Source organism: Shinella sp. (assembly GCF_052438155.1).
GTDB lineage: Bacteria > Pseudomonadota > Alphaproteobacteria > Rhizobiales > Rhizobiaceae > Shinella.
Window position 1 is genome coordinate 670,835 of record NZ_JBQVPI010000001.1, and the last position, 17,662, is coordinate 688,496.

Here is a 17,662-nt window from a genome sequence, read left to right on the forward strand (position 1 = left end):
TCCCCAAGAAACCGTAGCGGGAGGTCTGTGGCGCGTTGCGGAACGGGTCGCTTGCGTGGCGAACGTTCATTCGCCCTTGACTTGCCATCTCCACGGGAAAAACATGCGCCTGCGGCGGGTCCGGCATGATGGCGGAAGCCGAGTGATCGCAGAGGAGACAGCATGACCGACTATCTCGCAGATGTCCGTAAGTATGACAGCGGTGCCGATGAGGCCATCGTCAAGAAGATCGTGAGCCATCTCGGCATCGCGCTGCGCAACCGCGACTCCTCGCTCGTCTCCTGCTCCGATCCCGCTGAGTTGAACCGCGTGAAGGAAAAGTGGTGCGCCAAGAAATTCGGCATCACGGGCGATGCTGCCGACAACGCGGTGGAAGCCGTGTGCAAGGCCATGGCTGACGATCGCACGAAATCGCGCGTTACCTTCTATTATCTCACTGCCAAGGAACTCGGAAAGCTTGGCGCGCTCGCCTGAGGAAAACCGGGACAACCCGATTTCACGCTTTGGCCGCCGCCGCTCTCGCCCTTATATATTACGCTGGACAACGAATCGGCGGCGACCATGCAGCAATATCTCGATCTTCTCGCCCATGTGATGGAAAACGGCTCCGACCGGGGTGACCGCACCGGCACCGGCACGCGCGGCGTCTTCGGCCACCAGATGCGCTTCGACCTTTCCGAAGGTTTTCCGGTGCTGACCACCAAGAAGCTGCACTTGCGCTCGATCATCCATGAATTGCTGTGGTTCCTGAAAGGCGACACCAACATCGCCTATCTGCGCGAAAACGGTGTCAGCATCTGGGATGAGTGGGCCGATGCGGAGGGCGAGCTCGGCCCGGTCTACGGCTACCAGTGGCGCTCCTGGCCGACGCATGACGGACGACACCTCGACCAGATCGTTGCCGTCCTCGACAGCATCAAGCGCAATCCGAACTCCCGCCGTCATATCGTGTCGGCCTGGAACCCGGCGCTCGTCGACGAAATGGCGTTGCCGCCGTGCCATTGCCTGTTCCAGTTCTACGTGGCGAATGGCAAGCTTTCCTGCCAACTCTACCAGCGCTCTGCCGATATTTTCCTCGGCGTGCCCTTCAACATCGCCTCCTATGCGCTGCTGACCATGATGGTGGCGCAGGTGAGCGGGCTTCAGCCCGGCGATTTCGTGCACACGCTGGGCGACGCGCATATCTACGCCAACCATTTCGAGCAGGTGCGCACGCAGTTGACGCGCCGGCCGAAGCCTTTGCCCTTCATGAAGCTCAACCCGGAGGTGAAGGATCTTTTCTCCTTCAAATTCGAGGACTTCACCCTGATCGGCTATGAAGCCGATTCAACCATCAAGGCGCCCATCGCCGTCTGATTTCCCAGGAAAGCCGAACCATGAGCGCAGCCAAGATCGTCCTCGTCGTGGCCGTGGCGAAAAACGGCGTCATCGGTCGCGACGGCGACCTGCCGTGGCGTCTGCCGTCGGACCTCAAGCGTTTCAAGCAGTTGACACTTGGCAGGCCGGTTTTGATGGGCCGCAAAACATGGGATTCGATCGGCAGGCCACTGCCGGGACGGCCGAACATCGTCATTACACGGGACGCCACGTTCTCCGCGCCGGGCGCCGAAGTCGTGCCGTCCTTGGATGATGGACTCATAGCCGCGCGGCGCGAGGCTGCGAAGCTTGGTGTCGACGAAGTCTGCGTGATCGGTGGCGGGCAGATCTACGCCCAGGTTTTCGAACGGGCGGATGTGCTCCATGTCACCCATGTCGAGGCCGCCGTGGAGGGTGATACCCGTTTCCCGGAGATCGATCCGGCCGTTTTCGAGAAGGTCATCGAGGAGCCGATTCCCCAGGGTGAAAAGGACAGTCACGGCATGCGCTTCGTCACCTGGCGTCGGAAAACGGCCGCGTAAACCATAAATCGTGCCGATCACGAACTATTTTGCTTGCACAGGCCCGCAAGGCCTCGCGGATTTGTTGAAAGGTGCCCGAGGGATACCTATAACGGGTTCACCTCGCGTAGCGCGGCGAAACAATCCGCGAGACGCGGCACATGGATTTGAAAGAAAGAGGTATTGATGCCCTGGAGCAATCAAAATGGCGGCGGCGGCCCTTGGGGCGGCGGCGGCGGTGGCGGAAACAATCAAGGACCATGGGGGCAGGGACCGAACCGCCCTCGTGGTGGCGGCGGTGGTAGCGGCAACGGTGGCCCGCCCGACCTTGAGGAAATCATCCGGCGCGGTCAGAACCAGCTGAAGAACGTCATGCCCGGTGGCATCAACGGTGGCGTCGTGGTCATCGCGCTGCTGCTCGTCGGCGTCTTCTGGCTGATGAACTCGATCTACACCGTCCAGCCGGACGAGCGCGGCGTCGAACTTCGTTTCGGCAAGCCGAAGCAGGAAGTCTCCATGCCCGGCCTGCATTTCCACATGTGGCCGCTGGAAACCGTCGAACTCGTCAAGATCACCGAGCAGCAGCAGAATATCGGCAGCCGCGCGGCGGCGTCCGGTTCTACCGACAATTCCAGCCTGATGCTGACCGGCGACCAGAACATCGTCAACGTGCAGTTCTCGGTGCTCTACACGGTCACCGACCCGCAATCCTACCTCTTCAATCTTGAATATCCGGCCGAAACGCTGCAGCAGGTCTCCGAAAGCGCCATGCGCGAAGTCGTGGGCCGTCGTCCGGCGCAGGACATCTTCCGCGACAACCGTCAGGCGATCGCCGAAAGCGTGAAGGCGACGATCCAGGCGACCATGGACGCTTACGGCGCCGGCATCTCGATCAATACTGTCGCCATCGAAGACGCGGCCCCGCCGCGTGAAGTGGCCGATGCGTTCGATGAAGTGCAGCGTGCCGAACAGGACGAAGACCGCTTCCTCGAAGAAGCCAACCAGTATGCCAACCAGAAGCTCGGTGGCGCTCGCGGTCAGGCTGCGCAGGTCCGCGAAGAGGCGGCCGCCTATAAGGACCGTGTCGTCAAGGAAGCAGAAGGTGAAGCGGCTCGCTTCCTGTCGATCTACGAACAGTACAAGGTCGCTCCCGACGTTACCCGCAAGCGCCTCTTCCTCGAAACGATGGAAGACGTGATGAAGAACTCGAAGAAGGTCATCATCGACGAGAAGCAGGGCGGACAGGGTGTCGTTCCCTTCCTGCCGCTCAATGAGCTCGGCCGTGCAACGACCCAGCAGCAGCAGCAGAGCACGGGAGGCACTCAGTAATGGGCAACCGTATACCAGCCATTCTGATCGCCGTCGGCGTTCTCCTTTTCATCGTCTATTCCTCGATATTCGTGGTCAACGAGCGCGAGCAGGCAATCGTCATCCGCTTCGGCCAGATCCAGGACGTCAAGACCGAGCCGGGCCTGTACTTCAAGCTGCCCTTCGGCTTCATGGATGCCGACAGCGTGCAGTACATCCAGGATCAGGCCCTGCGCTTTGACCTCGACAATATCCGCGTCCAGGTCTCGGGCGGCAAGTTCTACGAGGTCGACGCATTCGTGGTCTACAAGATCACCGATGCCCGTCGCTTCCGCGAAACCGTTTCGGGCGATCGGGCGTCAGCCGAAGCGCGTCTGAGCACGCGTCTCGACGCTGCTCTTCGTCGCGTCTACGGTCTTCGTGGCTTCGAATCCGCTCTGTCTGAAGAGCGCGCTTCGATGATGCGCGAAGTTCGCGGCGAGTTGGCGAACGACGCTTCGAACCTCGGCCTGACGATCTCCGACGTTCGTATCCGGCGCACGGACCTGACGCAGGAAGTCTCGCAACAGACCTTCGAGCGCATGAAGGCCGAACGCCTTGCCGAAGCTGAACTCATCCGCGCCCGCGGTAATGAAGCTGGCCAGCGCCGCCGCGCCATCGCCGACCGCCAGGTCGTCGAGTTCGTGGCTGCCGCGCAGCGTGATTCGGAAATCCTGCGAGGCGAAGGTGAAGGCGAGCGCAACCGCGTGTTCGGCGAAGCCTTCTCGCAGGATCCGGCCTTCTTCGACTTCTACCGGTCGATGAGCGCCTACCGGAACTCGATGACCTCGTCCGACACCACGCTGGTGCTGTCGCCGCAGTCGGAGTTCTTCCGCTACTTCGAGGATGCGGCAGGCACGAAGCCCGCAACCTCGGGCGAAGCAACCGGAACGACGAACGGCACGGTAACGACGCCATCGACGGCAAACTGAGGCCGTGGCCGATTTCCTCACGGGAATCGCGTTCTTCATGATCATCGAGGGGCTGGTGTACGCACTGGCCCCTTCGGTTTTGAAGCGCATGGCGGAAATGCTGCCGAAGATTCCGGAAAGTCAGCTGCGCGTCTCGGGGCTGATTGCGGTCGCCCTCGGCGTGCTGATGGTGTGGTTCATTCGTAGCGCGTGAAAGCCGGCCTTGCGACCGGCGGCGAAGACGGGCAAGACTTCCGATCAAATCATCGTGGCGGACTGATTTTTGCCGTATCCAGGGCAAACACTCGTCACGAACTCCAGACGAAAGAGGATGCCGAACATGGCTTTGAAGACGAGGTCCAGCGCAGCCCATGCGGCACTCGCGCTCGCGGTTAGTTTTTCGCTGACTGCCGGGGGACCGTTTGCCGCGCCAGCGGTCGCGCAGGTGCAGCCGGCGGGTCCTGCTTCCGTGGCCGATCTCGCCGAGGGCCTGCTCGATGCCGTGGTGAACATCTCCACCTCCCAAAACGTCAAGAGCGATGACAAGGCACCCGTTCCGCAGGTGCCGGAAGGCTCGCCCTTCCAGGATTTCTTCGACGAATTCTTCAAGGGTGATGGCGGCGAGGGTTCGAACCAGGGGCAGACGGTCAATTCGCTCGGCTCGGGCTTCGTCATCGATCCGTCGGGCTTCATCGCCACGAACAACCACGTCATCGAGGGCGCGGACGATATCGAGGTGAATTTCGCCAACGGCTCGAAGCTGAAGGCGAAGCTCGTCGGCACCGACCCGAAGACCGACCTGGCCCTCCTCAAGGTGGAACCGAAGGCGCCGCTGAAGGCCGTACCGTTCGGCGATTCCCGCACCATGCGCATCGGCGACTGGGTGATGGCGATCGGCAACCCGTTCGGCCTCGGCGGTTCGGTGACGGTCGGCATCATTTCCGCGCGCGGCCGCAACATCAATGCCGGCCCCTACGACAATTTCATCCAGACAGACGCCGCCATCAACCGCGGCAATTCCGGCGGCCCGCTGTTCAACATGAAGGGCGAGGTCATCGGCATCAACACGGCGATCATCTCGCCATCCGGCGGCTCGATCGGCATCGGCTTTTCCGTCCCGACGGAGCTGGCGCAGAACATCTTCACGCAGCTGCGCGAATTCGGCGAGACGCGTCGCGGCTGGCTTGGCGTGCGCATCCAGCCGGTGACGGACGATATTTCCGAAAGCCTTGGCATGACGGAAGCCAAGGGCGCGCTTGTCGCTGGCATCATCAAGGGCGGCCCGGTGGATAACGGGTCGATCGAGACCGGCGACGTTATCATTCGCTTCGACGGCAAGGATGTCGATGAAATGCGCGACCTGCCGCGTGTCGTGGCCGAAAGCCCGGTCGGCAAGGCCGTGGATGTCGTGCTGCTGCGCGATGGCAAGGAGATGACGGTCAAGGTTACGCTCGGCCGGCTCGAGGACGGCGAGGAGCAGGCGAACGCCGAGGACGCGGCGACGCCGGACGAGGGAACGAAGGAAGAGGGCACGGCGCCTGATACCGGCGCGCAGGCCGAGCCGGAGAAGGCCGATCTCGTTCTCGGCATGGGGATCGGCGACCTCGACGAGGACGCGCGCAAGACCTTCTCGATCGACGAAAGCGTCAAGGGTGTGGTCATCACCGAGGTCACGCCGGATTCGGCGGCGGCCGAGCGCGGCATCGTACCGGGTGACGTGATCGTCGAAATCGGCCAGGAAGCCGTCACAACGGCAGACGAGGTCAAGACCCGCATCACCAAGCTGAAGTCGGAGGACCGCCGCAACGTCCTCATGATGATCGCCAACCGCACCGGCGCGCTGCGCTACATCACCGTGCGCATCGACTGACGGAAAGGCGAGTGCTGTCAGGGGCTTGCCGATAGCTGTCGAGAGATTGAGTCAGGCTGCTGGAGCGTTGCTTCAGCGGCCTTTTGCTTGCCTCTCTGATCAGGCGGTGATCACGAAATCGGACTTGCGATAGCCTTGCAGGTAGAGCAGTGCCGTGAGGTCGCCGTGGTCGATGCGGATTTTTGCTTCTGCTGCAACCGCAGGCTTGGCGTGCAGCGCGACGCCGGTGCCGGAGATGTGCAGCATGCCGAGGTCGTTTGCGCCGTCGCCGACGGCCATGGAGTCTTCCGGCGAGATCCCGAGCCGCTCGGAAATTTCGATGAGGGCGTCGACCTTGGCCTGCTTGCCGAGGATCGGTTCGGCCACTTCACCGGTCAGCTTGCCGTTGGCAGTGAGCAGCAGGTTGGCGCGGTTCTCGTCGAAGCCGAGGGTGGCGGCGATGCGGCTGGTAAAGACAGTGAAGCCCCCCGAGACGAGGGCCGTGTAGTAGCCTTTTGCCTTCATGGTCGCGATCAGTTCGCGCCCGCCGGGCGTCAGCGTGATGCGCTTTTCGATCACCTCGTCGATGACGGAGACCGGCAGGCCCTTCAGCAGCGCGACGCGTTCGCGCAGGGCGGGCTCGAAGGCGATCTCGCCGTTCATGGCGCGGGCGGTAATGGTTGCGACCTTGTCCTTGAGGCCGACTTCCGCCGCAAGTTCGTCGATGCATTCCTGGCCGATCATCGTCGAATCCATGTCGGCGATGAGGAGCTTCTTGCGCCGGGTCTCGGCTGCCTGAACAGCGACGTCGATCGGCTGGCCGCCGATTGCGGCGAGGATCGTGTCGCGGGCCGCGTGGATATCGCTGCCATCCCGCAGGGCAATGTCACAGGCGATGCCGTCGGCGAGCCAGTAGAGGCCAGCGGCCTTGACCTGTTCGGCAGCCCTTTCGGCAATGGCGGGCGTCAGAACAGGATTTGACGGATTGGCGACAAGCGTGGCAACGAAAGCCATGATGAGAAACCTTGATCGAATGCAGGACGCGATCCTGATAACCGGCCCGACGGCGAGCGGCAAGTCCGCGCTTGCCGTGCGACTGGCGGCCGAGCACGATGGCGTGGTGGTCAATGCCGACAGCATGCAGGTTTACGACACGCTGAATGTTCTCACCGCCCGCCCGCAGCCTGCGGATATGGACGGCATCGAGCACCTGCTCTATGGCCATGTGCCGGCGGGGGCGGCCTATTCCACCGGTGACTGGCTGCGCGAGGCGAGCGGCATCGTGGCGCAATTGCGCGCGCGCGGCAAACTGCCCGTCTTCGTCGGCGGCACGGGCCTGTATTTTCGCGCGCTGACGGGCGGGCTATCGGACATGCCGACCATTCCCGACGTGGTTCGGGAGCGGGTTCGCGCCAGGCTTGCTGCCGAGGGCGCCGATGCCCTGCATCGGGAACTTGCCGAGCGTGACCCCCAAATCGCCAATCGCCTGAAGCCAGGCGACGGCCAACGCATCGTCCGTGCGCTTGAAGTGCTGGAGGCAGTGGGGCAGTCGATTGCCGCGTTCCAGACGGCGACCGGGCCAACCGTGATCGATCCCGACCGGGCGCAAAAAATCGTGGTGCTGCCCGACCGCGCGGTGCTCGCTGGCCGCATCAACCGACGTTTCGCCGCGATGCTGAAATCCGGTGCGGTGGAGGAGGTGAAGGCGCTGCTGGCCCTCGATCTCTCCCCCGCCATGCCGGTGATGAAGGCGATCGGCGTGCCGCAGATTGCGGCGATGCTTGCGGGCGAGATGAGCGAGGCGGCGGTCATCGAGCGTAGTGCCGCCGCGACCCGCCAATATGCCAAGCGCCAGATGACCTGGTTCCGCAACCAGCTTGACGAGAGCTGGACGCGGATCGATCCCCTGGCCTCTAGCGCCGGATGAGGCTGCTGAGCGGTTTCTTGAGAAGCTGGTCGCGAATGGACCCTTCGCGTCGTGGCTCCTGCTGTTCACCGAAGGCCGGGGCAGGGCGTGCCGGCTGGCGATAGGGGTCTGCGGCGGGCCGTTGCGGTTCAGATGTCAGTTCGCGGCGGATAGTCTCAAAACGCTCCTGTGGCGACTGGTCGTAGGCGCCTTGCGCGCCGGGCAGCATGTCCGGCCGGTAGGGTTCCGGCGCAGAGGGCTGCGGTGCCGGGCCTGTCGCTGCGGCTGCGGCCGCCGCTGCCTGGAGTGTGTCGATGTAGTCTTCCTCGTCCTCGTAGGGGGCATCCTCATAGCCGGTCGGCAGCGAGCCGCTCTGACCTTGGGCGCTGATATAGGCGTTCTGGAAGCCGGAAATATCCGGTCCGGAAATCGCGCGCATGCGGGAGACGATGGAGCGCAGGTCGACGTTTTGCGGTGTCTCCTCGCTGATCTTCACCCCGATGCCGTTGGCCTTTGGAACACGGCTCGCCTCGACGCGCGAGAAGCGCATGCGCATCGGCACGGCAACGGCCTCGCCGAATGCGATGGCCTCGCCATTGCCGATCGACGAGATGAAGCTTGTGGTGGAGGACGAGGAGTTCGGGATCGCCGAGCGGATGATTTCCTGGTCGTGGTCATTGGCAAGACGCATCGCGAAGATTGTCGAGCACTGGGAGAGGATTGTCGGGTCGAGTTCGCCGGGGCGCTGGGTGATGATGCCGAGCGAAACCCCGTATTTGCGGCCTTCCTTGGCGATGCGTGCGATCGCCTGGCGTGTCGGTGTGAATCCGAGTTTCGGGTCGGCTGGCACGTAACGGTGCGCTTCTTCGCATACGACCAGCATGTGGACCGCGCCATTGCTCCAGAGCCCGATTTCGAAGGCCATGCGACAAAGCACGGAGGCGACCGAATTGACGACTTCCGAAGGAATACCGGCGAGTTGGAAGGTCGTCACCGGCTTGCCATCGCCCGGAATGCGGAAGATGCGCGCGATCGTGTCGAGGATCGTGTCGGTGATGGTGTTCGAGGAGAACATGAAATGATAGCGCGGGTCGTTGATCGCCGACATGATCTTGACCTTGATCGAGCGCAGGTGCGGCTTTTCCGCCCGACCTTCGAGGCGCCCGATGCGTTCGTCGATCAGGGCGAGCAGGTCGGCGACGCGAAACGGCACCGGCGTATCGGCCGTCACCGAACTCTTTTCGCTGCTGCGGCGCATCAGGCCGTTGTCGCTTGTGCCGCGGAAGGCGCGTTTGGCCTCCGGGATCAGGTCGCGCAGAATATCCATTTCCTCCGGAATCGGCGGGCGGCCGCGGAAGATGACCTCGGCCAGCTCTTCGAGGCGGAATAGCCAGAAGGGCAGGTCGAGCGTGTCCGTGTCGATGATGACCGAGAGGTCGCCGAAGGCGGAGGCGAATTCGTTGTGCGGGTCGAGGATCAGGACGCGCAGGCGCGGATCGGACTGGATGGCCTTGTGCAGGAGCAGGGTGACCGACGTCGATTTGCCGACGCCCGTGGTGCCGACGATGGCGAAGTGCTTCTCCAGCATGGAGGGCACGTGGATCGTCGCGTCGATGCTTTCATCCTGGGTCAGCTTGCCGATGGCCCAGACATCGCTCTTGCCGGTGTCGTAGACCCTGGCGAGGTCCGAGGCACGGATACGGTGCGCAATGGCGCCGAGATGGGGGTAGTCGGTAATGCCTGCGGAGAATTCTTCGCGTCCGTCCGCGCTGACATGAACCTCGCCCAGAAGTTCGACTTCGATGCGGAAGACCGTGTCGTGATTTTCCACCCAGCTCTGCTGGTCGGTGGCCATGGAATAGACGAGGGCGACGATGCGGTTGCGGCCGACGGAAATCGAGATGAGCCGGCCGACGGACCACAGTTCCGTCATTGCAGTCTGTCCGCCTTCGGCGACGGCGCTGATGGTAGCGTGCGAACCGTTGCAGGCGACGACGCGCCCCATCAGACGGTTGCCCGGAGCAACGTCGTCCCGACGATCCTGTTCGCCTGCTACGATGGAATTTTGAAAATCACTGTTCAGCAACCACGCCACTCCTCGCCATCAAAGGAGAATTCTAGCCGCCGCCGCTTAATAAGACGTTTCGGGTTGGCGCGCTTCTGGATCTCGTTTCGCCGTATGCGCCGCATTTCGTGCCGTTTCGACACGGCCGGAAAAGCGTTGACGTGCGTATGCTTTGTGGCTAACACTTCGCCCCATGAAAAATCTGACGGCAAACATTCTTGTGGTGGGAACGCGCATGGGCAGGGTGGTGTAACCACCCGGCGAAAGCACCCATGCGCGGTAAGCAGGCTCCTCCAAGGGGCCTTTTTTTATGCCCAGAAATTCGATAATTACACCGGAAATACTAAAGAGACGGACGGGAATATCCGATGAGTGGAACAGAAAACCAGATGACGGGCGCCGAAATTGTCTTGCAGGCACTGCGGGACAACGGCGTAAAGCATATCTTCGGCTATCCGGGCGGTGCCGTCCTGCCGATCTATGACGAGATCTTCCAGCAGGACGACATCGAGCACATCCTCGTGCGTCACGAGCAGGGCGCCGGCCACATGGCCGAAGGGTATGCCCGCTCCACCGGCAAGGTCGGCGTCATGCTGGTCACCTCCGGCCCGGGCGCGACCAATGCGGTCACGCCCTTGCAGGACGCCCTGATGGATTCCATCCCGCTCGTCTGCCTCACCGGTCAGGTTCCGACCACGCTCATCGGATCGGATGCCTTCCAGGAGTGCGACACGGTTGGTATCACGCGCCCCTGCACCAAGCACAACTGGCTGGTCAAGGACGTCAACGATCTCGCCCGCATCATCCACGAGGCTTTCCGCGTCGCCCAGTCCGGCCGTCCCGGCCCCGTCGTCGTCGATATCCCGAAGGACGTGCAGTTTGCGACCGGCACCTACACGCCGCCGTCTGCCGCCCCCATCCAGAAGAGCTACCAACCGAAGTTGCAGGGCGATGCCCGACAGATCGAGGCGGCCGTCCAACTGATGAAGACGGCACGCCGTCCGGTCATCTATTCCGGCGGCGGCGTCGTGAATTCCGGCCCGGAAGCCTCTCGCCTGCTGCGCGAGCTGGTCGAGATCACCGGTTTCCCTATCACCTCCACGCTGATGGGCCTCGGCGCCTATCCGCACTCCGGCAAGAACTGGCTGGGCATGCTCGGCATGCACGGTTCCTACGAGGCGAACATGGCGATGCACGATTGCGACGTCATGGTCTGCATCGGCGCGCGCTTCGACGACCGTATCACCGGTCGCCTGAATGCATTTTCGCCGAACTCGAAGAAGATCCATATCGATATCGACCCGTCCTCGATCAACAAGAATGTCCGCGTCGATATTCCGATCCTGGGCGATGTCGGCAATGTTCTTGAAGACATGGTTCGTCTGTGGCGGGCCGGCAGCAAGGATTACGACAAGGCGGTCCAGGCCGACTGGTGGACCTCGATCACCAAATGGCGCGCACGCAACTCCTTTGCCTACAAGCAGAGCAATGACGTGATCATGCCGCAATACGCGATCCAGCGGCTCTATGAGCTGACCAAGGACCGTGACACCTACATCACGACGGAAGTCGGCCAGCACCAGATGTGGGCAGCGCAGTTCTATGGCTTCGAACATCCGAACCGCTGGATGACCTCGGGCGGCCTCGGCACGATGGGTTACGGTTTCCCGGCGGCGATCGGCGTGCAGGTTGCACATCGCGACAGCCTCGTCATCGACATTGCCGGCGACGCCTCGATCCAGATGTGCATTCAGGAAATGAGCTGTGCGGTTCAGTATAATCTGCCCGTAAAGATCTTCATTCTGAACAACCAGTATATGGGTATGGTGCGCCAGTGGCAGCAGTTGCTGCATGGCAACCGCCTGTCGAACTCCTACACGGAAGCGATGCCGGACTTCGTCAAGCTCGCAGACGCCTATGGCGGCGTCGGCATTGCCTGCGACAAGCCGGGCGACCTCGATGCTGCCATTCAGGAGATGATCGACGTCAAGCGTCCGGTTATCTTCGATTGCCGCGTCGCGAACCTGGCGAACTGCTTCCCGATGATCCCGTCCGGCAAGGCGCATAACGAAATGCTGCTGCCTGACGAGGCCACGGACGAAGCGGTTGCCAATGCGATCGACGCCAAGGGCCGCCAGCTCGTTTGATGAAGAGGAGAGCAGTTCCAGCAAAAGTGCGTCAGCGGTTTTGCGTTTGGGATTGCGTGAGGAAAGAGAACGACAATGAACGCACACCTACAGCCCACGGGCTCCGCCTATTTCATCGCCAAGGAAACCCAGGTCGCGGAGAGCCACACGCTTTCCATCCTCGTGGACAATGAGCCGGGCGTGCTCGCCCGTGTCATCGGCCTGTTTTCAGGCCGCGGCTACAACATCGAGAGCCTCACGGTCTCCGAGACCGAGCATGAGGCACACCTGTCGCGCATCACCATCGTGACGCGCGGCACGCCGGGCGTGCTCGAGCAGATCAAGTCGCAGCTCGAGCGCATCGTGCCGGTGCACCGGGTCGTCGATCTGACGGTCCGCGCCAAGATCCTGGGCCAGGAGCGGCCGATCGAGCGCGAAGTGGCACTGGTCAAGGTTACCGGCTCGGGCGAAATGCGGGCGGAAACGCTGCGCCTTGCCGATGCCTTTCACGCCAAGGTCGTCGACGCGACGGTCGATCACTTCATCTTCGAGATCACCGGCAAGTCGTCCAAGGTCGACCAGTTCGTGGCCGTCATGAAGCCGCTCGGTCTCTCGGAAGTGTGCCGGACGGGCATCGCCGCGATGAACCGCGGCCCGCAGGGCATGTAAGCCCTTCGAGGGATAAAATAGCCAAGCTTTGGATGGAGCCTTCCGCCGATGTGGAAGGCTCCATTTTCATTTCAGATCATTTCCAGAGGCTGCTTGCGGGTCGGCGGCGGGAAGGCTTCGTCCAGCAGGTTCATATCCTCGGATGTCAGGCGGATTTCCCCAGCGCGGTAATTTTCGCGCACGCGCTCCGGCGAGCCGGATTTCGGGATGGCGATGACGCCCGGCTTCGTGAGCAGGAAGGCGAGTGCAACCTGCGCCGAGCTTGCATGGTGGATGCGGCCGATTTCTTCCAGCGTCGGATGCCCGACGAGGCGCCCTTCGTCGAGCGGCGAATAGGCCATGATCGGGATACCCTGCACCTGGCTCCAGCGCAGCAGGTCGTATTCGATGCCGCGCCGGGCGAGGTTGTAGAGCACCTGGTTGGCGATGGGACGCGCCGGTTCCGCCACGTCGAGCAGGTCCAGCATGTCGCTCCCGTCGAAATTGGAAACGCCCCAGGCGCCGATCTTGCCCTGCGCCTTCAGCGTCTCGAACGCCTCGACGGTTTCTGCCAACGGATGCTGGCCGCGCCAGTGCAGCAGGTAGAGTTCGATATGGTCGGTGCCGAGGCGCTTGAGGCTCGCCTCGCAAGCCGCGATCGTCCCTGTACGGCTGGCATTGTGGGGGAGGACCTTGCTGACAAGAAACACGCCTTCGCGGCGCCCCTTGATCGCTTCGCCTACCACAGTCTCCGCGCCGCCGTCAGCGTACATTTCCGCTGTGTCAACTACTGTCATGCCGAGGTCGAGCCCGGCGCGCAGGCTTGCAGCCTCGTCCGCTGCCGAAGCGCCGCTTTCGCCCATGTGCCAGGTGCCGAGACCCAGCGCCGGTATCTGCCGCCCGCCGGGAAGGGTGACTGCCGGTAGTTCCGCTTTCATACTGCACTCCATTTTCAACCGTCATGCATCACAAGGGGAATTGCATGCATGACAAGAATTGGCTGGTCGTTGCCAAGAGATGGCTTATCAATCGGAAAAAACAATCCGGATAACAAGAGCTACCATGCAGATTGAAATCTTTCTGGCGCTGCTGGTCTTCGCCTTCACCACGTCCATCACGCCCGGCCCGAACAACATGATGCTGTTTGCCTCGGGCGTGAATTTCGGTTTCGTGCGCACGATCCCGCATATGTGCGGCATCGGCGTCGGCTTTCTTGTGCTGTTGCTTGCCGTCGGTTTCGGTCTCGGCGCGCTGCTGGAGGCCGTGCCGCTGGTCTATACGGTGCTGAAGTTCGCAGGCGGTGCCTATCTCCTTTGGATCGCCTGGAAGATCGGCACGTCGCGCACCCTTGGCGAGGGCAAGACGGGTGCGCAGCCGATGAGTTTTTTGGCTGCTGCCGCCTTCCAATGGGTCAACCCGAAGGCCTGGGTCATGGCCGTCTCCGCCATGGCGACCTATACGAATTCGGCGAATTACACGATGAGCGTGCTCATCGTCGGCAGCGCCTTCGCGATCGTCAATTTCCCGAGCGTCTCCACCTGGGCCGGCTTCGGCTCGGCCCTGCGCCAGTGGCTGTCCGATCCGGTGCGGCTGAAATGGTTCAACATCACGATGGCCCTGCTGCTCGTCGCCAGCCTCTGGCCGATGTTGCGCTAGAATCAGTCTGGTTCAGACTGATTCTCGATTGCCGGGTTCCACTTTTCCCTGACAAACCCTAGGCGCGGTCTGCCATGAAGCGGGCAAGCCACGGCCCGAGGACGGTCACGAGGATCAGCCGCGCCGTCTGGAGCGTCATGATGAAGGCGACGTCCACATTGCTCGATGCGGCGATGACGGCGATGGAATCGAGGCCGCCGGGGCTGGTCGCGAGATAGGCGGTCAGCGGATCGATGTCGAGGACGAGGATCAGCAACCCGGCGAGCAGGCCAGAAAAGCCGATCAGCACGATGATCGAGGCGACCGTCGGCAGCAGGGCGCGGCGCGCATGCATGAGGATGGCGCGCGTGAAGCCGAGGCCGATATTCCAGCCGAGCAAGGTGAAGGCGATGACCAGCAGCCATTGCGGCAGCACGATCTCCACCGTGCCGGACGAGTTCAGCACTGCGGCGAGTGCAAAGGGCACGAGGAAAGCGCCGGCCGGCACGCGCAGCTTCTGGCCAAGGAGACCGGCGAGAATGCCGATGCCGAGCATGGCGACGAGGGGCAGCATCGGCACCGGTTCGAACCAGGCATGCGGCGGCACCGCCGCGCCGTCATGGCCGCCGAAATGGGCAACGAGCGTGGCGCAGGTCGCGACGAAGACGACGCGCAGATATTGCATGAAGGCGACGAGACGGGTGTCGGCGCCGTAGGCTTCGGCCATGATCATCATGGTTGAGGCTGCGCCGGCGGAAGAGCCCCAGATCGCCGTTGTGCCCGGCAGGACGCCGGTGCGCGCGATCATCCAGCCGGAGAGCGTGCTGACGCTGATCACCGAGATCACCACGAACAGCATCAGCAGCCAGTTTTCGGCGAAGGTACCGAGAAAATCCTTGGAGATCATGGTGGCGATCATCAGCGCGAGCACGACCTGCACGCCGAAGAAGAAGATGCGCGGCAGGCGGATCGTCCCGCCGCTGAGCGCCACGATGATGCCGGCGATCATCGGTCCCATCAGGAGAGCTGCGGGGAAGCCGGCGACTTCGAGCGGCACTGTCGTGGCAACGGAGAGACAGCCAACAAGGCACCATTGCAGCCAGGCCGGCAATCTGCCGGCGCCGGTTGGCATGTTCTCGTTCGGGCTTGAAGAGGCGGCGGACAAATCAGGGCTCCGGGAGGGTGTGCACTGCATACATTGTCGGGCCATTGGGGAACAGGGCCAAATCAGGGGAGGGCTGGTTCCGCGTCCGCCTGTGTACTCCTCACGCTGCCCCTTGCCTCTGCCGGGCGAATCCTGCCAAGTCCGGTCATGGAATTCGCACCCCAACAGGATGAAGCGCTGAAAGCCGTTTCAAAGTGGCTGAAGGCCGGGCGGGACCCGTTGTTCCGGCTGTTCGGTTATGCCGGCACCGGCAAGACGACGCTTGCGCGCCATTTCGCCGAGAATGTCGATGGCGATGTTCTCTTCGCGGCCTTCACCGGCAAGGCGGCACAGGTGCTGCGCTCGAAGGGGGCCTCGAACGCAAGAACCATCCATTCGCTGATCTATCGCCCGCGCGGCGAAGAGGAAGTGTCGGACGAGGAGACGGGGAAAACCTCGATCTCGCCGATGTTCTCCATCAACCGCCAGAGCCCGGTCGCCAAGGCGGCGCTCGTCGTCGTCGATGAATGCTCGATGGTGGACGAGGCGCTCGGCAAGGATCTGATGAGTTTCGGCACGCCCATCCTCGTGCTCGGCGATCCCGGTCAGCTCCCCCCGGTTTCCGGTGGCGGCTATTTTACAAACCAGGACCCGGATTACCTTCTGACGGACATCCACCGGCAGGCGCGCGACAACCCGATCATTCATCTTGCCATGCAGGTGCGCGAAGGCAAGGATATCGGCTATGGCGAGTACGGTGCGGCACGTGTCATCGGGCGCAACGAGGTGGATCAGACGCTCGTGCTCGAGGCCGACCAGGTGCTGGTCGGCACCAACCGTACGCGCCGGCGCTACAACCAGCGTCTGCGCGAACTGAAGGGTTTTTCCACCGATTATCCGCAATCCGGCGACAAGCTGGTGTGCCTGCGCAACGACCCCGCCAAGGGCCTGCTCAACGGTTCGCTCTGGCAGGTGATGAGTTCGTCCAAGGAAACGGTGAAGCCCGGCATCAACTTGATGATCCGGCCGGAAGACGACGACATGGACCGCGGCGCGGCCAAGATCAAACTGCTCAAGGCCGCCTTCGAGAATCTCGAAGAAGAGATCCCGTGGTCGACGCGCAAGCGTTATGACGAGTTCGATTTCGGCTATGCGCTGACCGTGCACAAGGCGCAGGGTTCGCAGTGGAACAATGTCGTGCTGTTCGATGAAAGTTTTGCTTTCCGCGACACGCGTGAACGCTGGCTTTACACTGCCATTACGCGCGCCGCGGAAACGCTCACCATCGTACGATAATCAGGACCCGTACGACGGACCGCTTCTCAGGAAGCGGATAGAAGGGCCGGTCATCATGTCCGGCCACTTACGACGGTCTTAATGACCGACGATCCCGAGCATGACCGCCTTTGCGACGGCCTGGAAACGGTTGTTGCTGTTGAACTTGGCGATGATGGTCTTTTCCATCACCTGCACTTCACCCGGCTCGACTTCGAGCGCGCGCGCGATGCGGCTTGTCGGGTAGCCTTCCGCCATCAAGGTGAGGCAGCGCAGTTCGACCTGCGAGAAGCTGGAATGCGGCGTGTTGTCGTTCGTTTCGATCTCGTGTGCGGCACTGAAATCCAAAAGTTCGTTGATCTGCTGCATCTGGCGGCGGATCGTTGATTGCTGGGCGGCGAGTTCCCGCTTGCGTGCGGTCATGGCGGTGCGGAAGATGATGTCGGCTTCATCCTGGCTGTCTGCAGCGGAAAGCTGATCCAGCAGTTCCTGGATCACCGCAACGGGCATGCCGGTCTCGCGGCAGGTGTTCACCACCGCCATCTGCTGGATCTCTTCCGGTCCATAGACGCGCATGGGGCCAACGCGGGCCGCCCGCAGCAGGCCTTTTTCCTCGTAGAAATGCAGGGTGCGGTGGGTCACGCCGAAAGCGTTCGCCATGTCCGCAATGGCAAGGCGCCCTTCGGGCAGGTTTTCCGGCAGCGGCGCCACGGGCAGGAACCGAATGGTCTTGCGTGCGCCGGTCCGGCCGTCTGCTTTCTTGGACTCATTGGTCATCATGAAAGTGGCCCGCAAAAAAGAAGAATGATCATGTGAATACCCCCAGTCACCGACGCAAAACCAGCTTCACCTCGAAGGCAGGAATTCGAATCGGTGGAT

17 protein-coding genes are annotated in these 17,662 nt (G+C 62.3%); 12 read left to right on the top strand and 5 right to left on the bottom strand.

Translation table 11 applies throughout. The annotated features are described in order from the left end of the window. Positions 1 to 162 precede the first annotated feature (162 nt). The 7 genes from ACT6VE_RS03080 to ACT6VE_RS03110 all read left to right on the top strand — a co-directional run bounded on the left by ACT6VE_RS03080 (position 163) and on the right by ACT6VE_RS03110 (position 6,005). Positions 163 to 474, top strand: coding sequence for a DUF2853 family protein (locus ACT6VE_RS03080; RefSeq protein WP_444797141.1), 312 nt, complete (start codon positions 163 to 165; stop codon positions 472 to 474). 87 nt (positions 475 to 561) lie between these two features. Continuing rightward, positions 562 to 1,356, top strand: coding sequence for a thymidylate synthase (locus ACT6VE_RS03085; protein WP_444797142.1), 795 nt, complete (start codon positions 562 to 564; stop codon positions 1,354 to 1,356). Between the two features lie 20 nt (positions 1,357 to 1,376). Beyond that, complete coding sequence (locus ACT6VE_RS03090; protein ID WP_444797143.1) at positions 1,377 to 1,898, top strand: dihydrofolate reductase; 522 nt, start codon at positions 1,377 to 1,379, stop codon at positions 1,896 to 1,898. Positions 1,899 to 2,063: 165 nt separating this feature from the next. Further along, positions 2,064 to 3,206, top strand: coding sequence for an FtsH protease activity modulator HflK (gene hflK, locus ACT6VE_RS03095; protein ID WP_444797144.1), 1,143 nt, complete (start codon positions 2,064 to 2,066; stop codon positions 3,204 to 3,206). Then, positions 3,206 to 4,156 (top strand): protease modulator HflC, encoded by a 951-nt coding sequence (gene hflC, locus ACT6VE_RS03100; RefSeq protein ID WP_444797145.1) that lies wholly within the window; start codon positions 3,206 to 3,208, stop codon positions 4,154 to 4,156. Before hflK ends, hflC begins: the two co-directional genes overlap by 1 nt. Before the next feature lie 4 nt (positions 4,157 to 4,160). After that, positions 4,161 to 4,349 (top strand): DUF2065 domain-containing protein, encoded by a 189-nt coding sequence (locus ACT6VE_RS03105; RefSeq protein WP_069058391.1) that lies wholly within the window; start codon positions 4,161 to 4,163, stop codon positions 4,347 to 4,349. Between the two features lie 126 nt (positions 4,350 to 4,475). Further along, positions 4,476 to 6,005, top strand: coding sequence for a DegQ family serine endoprotease (locus tag ACT6VE_RS03110; protein WP_444797146.1), 1,530 nt, complete (start codon positions 4,476 to 4,478; stop codon positions 6,003 to 6,005). Positions 6,006 to 6,104: 99 nt separating this feature from the next. On the opposite strand, the gene serB is transcribed toward ACT6VE_RS03110, so the two are convergent. Then, entirely contained in the window at positions 6,105 to 6,998 is an 894-nt protein-coding gene (gene serB, locus ACT6VE_RS03115) for a phosphoserine phosphatase SerB (RefSeq protein WP_444797147.1), read from the bottom strand. Here serB and miaA point away from each other — a divergent pair. After that, positions 6,997 to 7,911, top strand: a complete 915-nt coding sequence (gene miaA, locus ACT6VE_RS03120) for a tRNA (adenosine(37)-N6)-dimethylallyltransferase MiaA (protein ID WP_444797446.1) — start codon at positions 6,997 to 6,999, stop codon at positions 7,909 to 7,911. The genes serB and miaA overlap by 2 nt on opposite strands. Here miaA and ACT6VE_RS03125 read toward each other — a convergent pair. Beyond that, positions 7,898 to 9,976 (bottom strand): ATP-binding protein, encoded by a 2,079-nt coding sequence (locus ACT6VE_RS03125; protein ID WP_444797148.1) that lies wholly within the window; start codon positions 9,974 to 9,976, stop codon positions 7,898 to 7,900. The two genes, miaA and ACT6VE_RS03125, sit on opposite strands and share 14 nt — an antisense overlap. Positions 9,977 to 10,323: 347 nt before the next feature. Between ACT6VE_RS03125 and ACT6VE_RS03130 the strand changes: the two genes are divergently transcribed. Both ACT6VE_RS03130 and ilvN read left to right on the top strand, forming a co-directional pair. Then, the gene (locus ACT6VE_RS03130) at positions 10,324 to 12,102 is read left to right on the top strand and encodes an acetolactate synthase 3 large subunit (protein ID WP_444797149.1); all 1,779 of its coding nucleotides are present in this window, start codon (positions 10,324 to 10,326) and stop codon (positions 12,100 to 12,102) included. 75 nt (positions 12,103 to 12,177) lie between these two features. Next, positions 12,178 to 12,750 (top strand): acetolactate synthase small subunit, encoded by a 573-nt coding sequence (gene ilvN / locus ACT6VE_RS03135; RefSeq protein WP_069058396.1) that lies wholly within the window; start codon positions 12,178 to 12,180, stop codon positions 12,748 to 12,750. A gap of 71 nt (positions 12,751 to 12,821) precedes the next feature. On the opposite strand, the gene ACT6VE_RS03140 is transcribed toward ilvN, so the two are convergent. Further along, on the bottom strand, positions 12,822 to 13,667 hold the full coding sequence (locus ACT6VE_RS03140; RefSeq protein WP_444797150.1) for an aldo/keto reductase: 846 nt from the start codon (positions 13,665 to 13,667) through the stop codon (positions 12,822 to 12,824). 124 nt (positions 13,668 to 13,791) lie between these two features. Between ACT6VE_RS03140 and ACT6VE_RS03145 the strand changes: the two genes are divergently transcribed. Next, positions 13,792 to 14,385, top strand: coding sequence for a LysE family translocator (locus ACT6VE_RS03145; RefSeq protein WP_069058398.1), 594 nt, complete (start codon positions 13,792 to 13,794; stop codon positions 14,383 to 14,385). A gap of 58 nt (positions 14,386 to 14,443) precedes the next feature. On the opposite strand, the gene ACT6VE_RS03150 is transcribed toward ACT6VE_RS03145, so the two are convergent. Further along, on the bottom strand, positions 14,444 to 15,496 hold the full coding sequence (locus tag ACT6VE_RS03150; protein WP_444797151.1) for an AbrB family transcriptional regulator: 1,053 nt from the start codon (positions 15,494 to 15,496) through the stop codon (positions 14,444 to 14,446). A 180-nt stretch (positions 15,497 to 15,676) separates the two neighbouring features. Here ACT6VE_RS03150 and ACT6VE_RS03155 point away from each other — a divergent pair, with 180 nt between their 5' ends. Then, a complete protein-coding gene (locus tag ACT6VE_RS03155; RefSeq protein WP_444797152.1) occupies positions 15,677 to 16,804 on the top strand; it encodes an ATP-dependent DNA helicase in 1,128 nt (375 codons plus the stop codon). A 78-nt stretch (positions 16,805 to 16,882) separates the two neighbouring features. Here the strand turns inward: ACT6VE_RS03155 and ACT6VE_RS03160 are convergent, their stop codons facing one another. Continuing rightward, a complete protein-coding gene (locus ACT6VE_RS03160) occupies positions 16,883 to 17,560 on the bottom strand; it encodes a MerR family transcriptional regulator (RefSeq protein ID WP_444797447.1) in 678 nt (225 codons plus the stop codon). Positions 17,561 to 17,662: the final 102 nt, after the last annotated feature.

Coding starts and splice junctions, on each gene's coding strand:
- ACT6VE_RS03155 (WP_444797152.1), top strand. CDS start 15,677: ATGGAATTCGCACCCCAACAGGATGAAGCGCTGAAAGCCGTTTCAAAG.
- ACT6VE_RS03085 (WP_444797142.1), top strand. CDS start 562: ATGCAGCAATATCTCGATCTTCTCGCCCATGTGATGGAAAACGGCTCC.
- ACT6VE_RS03110 (WP_444797146.1), top strand. CDS start 4,476: ATGGCTTTGAAGACGAGGTCCAGCGCAGCCCATGCGGCACTCGCGCTC.
- ACT6VE_RS03130 (WP_444797149.1), top strand. CDS start 10,324: ATGAGTGGAACAGAAAACCAGATGACGGGCGCCGAAATTGTCTTGCAG.
- ACT6VE_RS03145 (WP_069058398.1), top strand. CDS start 13,792: ATGCAGATTGAAATCTTTCTGGCGCTGCTGGTCTTCGCCTTCACCACG.
- serB (WP_444797147.1), bottom strand. CDS start 6,998: ATGGCTTTCGTTGCCACGCTTGTCGCCAATCCGTCAAATCCTGTTCTG.
- ilvN (WP_069058396.1), top strand. CDS start 12,178: ATGAACGCACACCTACAGCCCACGGGCTCCGCCTATTTCATCGCCAAG.
- ACT6VE_RS03140 (WP_444797150.1), bottom strand. CDS start 13,667: ATGAAAGCGGAACTACCGGCAGTCACCCTTCCCGGCGGGCGGCAGATA.
- hflC (WP_444797145.1), top strand. CDS start 3,206: ATGGGCAACCGTATACCAGCCATTCTGATCGCCGTCGGCGTTCTCCTT.
- ACT6VE_RS03080 (WP_444797141.1), top strand. CDS start 163: ATGACCGACTATCTCGCAGATGTCCGTAAGTATGACAGCGGTGCCGAT.
- miaA (WP_444797446.1), top strand. CDS start 6,997: ATGATGAGAAACCTTGATCGAATGCAGGACGCGATCCTGATAACCGGC.
- hflK (WP_444797144.1), top strand. CDS start 2,064: ATGCCCTGGAGCAATCAAAATGGCGGCGGCGGCCCTTGGGGCGGCGGC.
- ACT6VE_RS03160 (WP_444797447.1), bottom strand. CDS start 17,560: ATGACCAATGAGTCCAAGAAAGCAGACGGCCGGACCGGCGCACGCAAG.
- ACT6VE_RS03090 (WP_444797143.1), top strand. CDS start 1,377: ATGAGCGCAGCCAAGATCGTCCTCGTCGTGGCCGTGGCGAAAAACGGC.
- ACT6VE_RS03150 (WP_444797151.1), bottom strand. CDS start 15,496: ATGCCAACCGGCGCCGGCAGATTGCCGGCCTGGCTGCAATGGTGCCTT.